Origin of the sequence: Lapillicoccus sp., assembly GCF_025353065.1 — a bacterium.
Lineage (GTDB): Bacteria > Actinomycetota > Actinomycetes > Actinomycetales > Dermatophilaceae > Lapillicoccus.
The window spans coordinates 1-3,225 of record NZ_JANXRJ010000191.1; the positions used below are offsets into that span (position 1 = coordinate 1).

Sequence of the window (3,225 nt, forward strand, 5' to 3'; positions counted from 1 at the left end):
GAGGTCGGCCTCGCGCTTGGCCAGCTCGCTCTCGAGCGCGACGACCTGCTCGATCGCCGACGTCTGCGCCATCAGCGTGCGGATCCGCTCGATGCTCGCCCTCATCGTGGCGATGCGCGACGAGGTGTCGACGTAGGTCGAGGTCACGTCGTCGCTGCTCGTCGTGCGCTGCAGCACCGTCCCGAGCCGGCCGAGCTGGTCGAGGGCGGTGTCGAGCTTCGCCGCCGGCACCTGCACGGCCATCGTGCCGCTCTCGTAGGGGACCGTCGCGCTTGAGGTCCCGGCGCCAGGGGTGGCCGGCCCGCCTGCTCCCGTCGCGACCGGGTCCGGGGTGCCGTCGAACGAGTCCCCGGAGGTGATGTTCTCGCTGCTGACCACCCCACCGAGGCCAACGGCGATGGCCCGCACGTCGGCCGCCGCGACGCCCACCTTCTCGACCCGCATCCGCAACGTCGCGGTCCGGACGAGCTTCTGGTTGACGACGGGTATGCCGGCGGCCGGCACCGCTTTGGCGTTGGCTCCGGCCGCGGCGCCCGCCGCAGCGCCCGGTGCTGCGCCCGGTGCCACCGCGACACCCCCGGCCGGGGCCTGGGCGGGCGATCCGTTCTCCGCCGCCCCTGCCGCCCCTGCCGCCCCTGCCGCCCCCGCCGACGACGACGCGGACGAGCCCGCGGAGCACGCTCCGAGCGACAGGGCGACGGTCAGGGCAAGAAGCCTGGCGACGGCGCGGAACGGCGTGCGCCGACGAGGGATCCGTTCGGTGCCGAAGGGTGTCCTGGAGTGACGTGGTGCCCTGGAATGACGCGGCATGGCGTGGTCCTCTCGCCGGGGTGGGTGCTTCTCGACTGTGAGGACACGACCCCCGCCCGGAGCGTTCCGATCCTCGGGACACAGGCAGGTTGCGGTTGCCTCACGGCCCGGCCTCGGGCGGCGACCCGGATCTCCGGACCGGGCCCGGCGGACCCGCCCGACCGCCGCCGCCGGCGTCTGGGATCGTGGGAGCGTGTCCTCCCGCGTCGTCGTCGTCATCGGCGGCGGCATCTCGGGTCTCGCCGCCGCCTGGGAGCTGACCCGCGGCGCCCACCCCCCGCGCGTGATGGTGCTCGAGGGCAGCCCCGTCCTCGGCGGCAAGCTGCGGACCGCCGACGTCGCCGGTCATGGCATCGACGTCGGGGCGGAGTCCGTCCTCGCCCGGCGACCCGAGGCCCTCGACCTGCTCGCCGAGGCCGGCCTGGCGGCCGGGATCGTCCACCCGACCGACGCCACGGCGACGATCTGGTCGCGCGGTCGGCACTGGCGGTTGCCGCCGCGCACCCTGATGGGTGTCCCGTCCGAGCCATCGACGGCGCTCGGCCTCCTCACCGAGACCGAGGTCGACCGGCTCGCGCACGAATCCATTTCTGCGCCCGTGGAATCGGATGTCTCTGTGGGCGACTTCGTCGAGGCGCGAGTCGGCCCGGCGGTCGTCGACCGGCTCGTCGAACCGCTCCTCGCGGGGGTGTATGCCGGGCACGCCCGACACCTCAGCCTCCGGGCCACCGTGCCAGCCCTCTGGGCAGCCGCCAGCCGCGGGACGGGTCTCGTCGAGGCGGCCGCGCACGCCGCGCAGCTGTCCGCGCCCGCTACCCCGGCGACCACCGAGTTCACCGACGTGACAACGGTCCCCGTGAAGTCGTCGGCTGCGGCACCGGTCTTCGCCGGCTACCTCGGCGGCCTCGGTCTGGCCGTCGCTCGGCTGGCCGACCGGCTGCGCGCCGCCGGGGTCGAGCTCCGCACCGACGCCACCGTCCGAGACCTCACGCGCACCCCGACGGGGTGGTCGCTCACCCTCGGCCCCACGACGCGTCCGGAGCAGGTCCTGGCCGACGCGGTCGTGCTCGCCACCCCGGCCCCGGCGACGGCGCGCCTGCTGCACGACGTCGCCCCCGTCGCTGCCCGGTCTCTCGCGGCGGTCGACTACGCGTCGATGGCCGTGGTCACCCTCGCCCTCCCGCGCCGCGCCATGGGGGCGACCCTGACGGGCTCAGGCTTCCTCGTCCCGCCGACCGAGCCGGTGACGATCAAGGCAGCGACCTTCAGCGCCACCAAGTGGGCCTGGGTCGGCGCCCTCGACCCCGACCTCGTGCACCTGCGCACCTCGGTCGGTCGGGCCGGCGAGACGCGGGTGCTCCAGCGCGACGACGCCGATCTCGTCGACCACGCCCTCGGCGACCTGTCGACCGTGCTCGCCACGGCCCTGCCCCAGCCGATCGACGCGCACGTCCAGCGCTGGGGCGGCGCCCTGCCGCAGTATGCCGTCGGCCACGTCGACCTCGTCCGCGAGACCTTCGCCGCGCTCGAGCCGCTGCCCGGGCTCGAGCTGGCCGGCGCGGCATACGACGGCGTGGGGGTGCCGGCCTGCATCGCCTCGGGTCGGGCCGCTGCCCGCCGGGTGCTCACCCACCTCGGCGCCGCCGGCGTTGCTCTGGGATGATGGGGACATGAGCCGCAAGCCGTCCCCGAGCCAGGTCCGCGAGATCAACGACTCGATCCGCTACGCGATGTGGTCGGTGTTCGCGAGCGTCGAGCCCCTCGGTGACGACACCGACCGCAAGCGGATGGCCTCGGAGCTGCACGACCTCGTCGCGGAGCTGGCCGAGGGCGACGTCGTGGTCCGCGGGGTCTACGACGTGGCCGGGCTGCGGGCCGACGCCGACTTCATGATCTGGTGGCACGCCGAGACCATCGAGCAGCTGCAGCAGGCCTACCACCGCTTCCTGCGCACCGAGCTCGGCGCCGTGCTCGAGCCGGTGTGGTCGGTGGCCGCGCTGCACCGTCCGGCCGAGTTCAACAAGAGCCACGTGCCGGCGTTCCTCGCCGGCGAGGAGCCGAAGAAGTACATCTGCGTCTACCCGTTCGTGCGCTCCTACGACTGGTACCTCATCGACGACAAGGAGCGCCGCGACATGCTCGTCGAGCACGGGCAGATGGCCCGCGGCTACCCCGACGTGCGCGCCAACACCATCGCGGCGTTCGCCCTCGGCGACTACGAGTGGGTGCTGGCCTTCGAGGCCGACGAGCTGCACCGCATCGTCGACCTCATGCGTGACCTGCGGGCGTCCACGGCGCGCAACCACGTCCGCGAGGAGGTCCCGTTCTACACCGGCCCGCTCGTGGAGATCGACGACCTCGTCGCCGCCCTGCGCTGACCCGCTCCCCCCGCTGTCCCGCTCCCCCCGCTGTCCC

General features: G+C 74.1%; 3 protein-coding genes. 2 read left to right on the forward strand and 1 reads right to left on the reverse strand.

Features of this window, described 5'->3' with window-relative positions; genetic code table 11:
* Positions 1-810 (reverse strand): DUF4349 domain-containing protein (locus Q0R63_RS14910; RefSeq protein ID WP_295698843.1); only part of this gene is annotated, 810 nt, incomplete at its 3' end.
* Between the two features lie 193 nt (positions 811-1,003).
* On the opposite strand from Q0R63_RS14910, the gene hemG reads away from it, so the two are divergent.
* Entirely contained in the window at positions 1,004-2,473 is a 1,470-nt protein-coding gene (gene hemG / locus Q0R63_RS14915) for a protoporphyrinogen oxidase (protein WP_295698845.1), read from the forward strand.
* Positions 2,474-2,480: 7 nt separating this feature from the next.
* Entirely contained in the window at positions 2,481-3,188 is a 708-nt protein-coding gene (gene hemQ, locus Q0R63_RS14920) for a hydrogen peroxide-dependent heme synthase (RefSeq protein WP_295698848.1), read from the forward strand.
* Positions 3,189-3,225 lie beyond the last annotated feature (37 nt).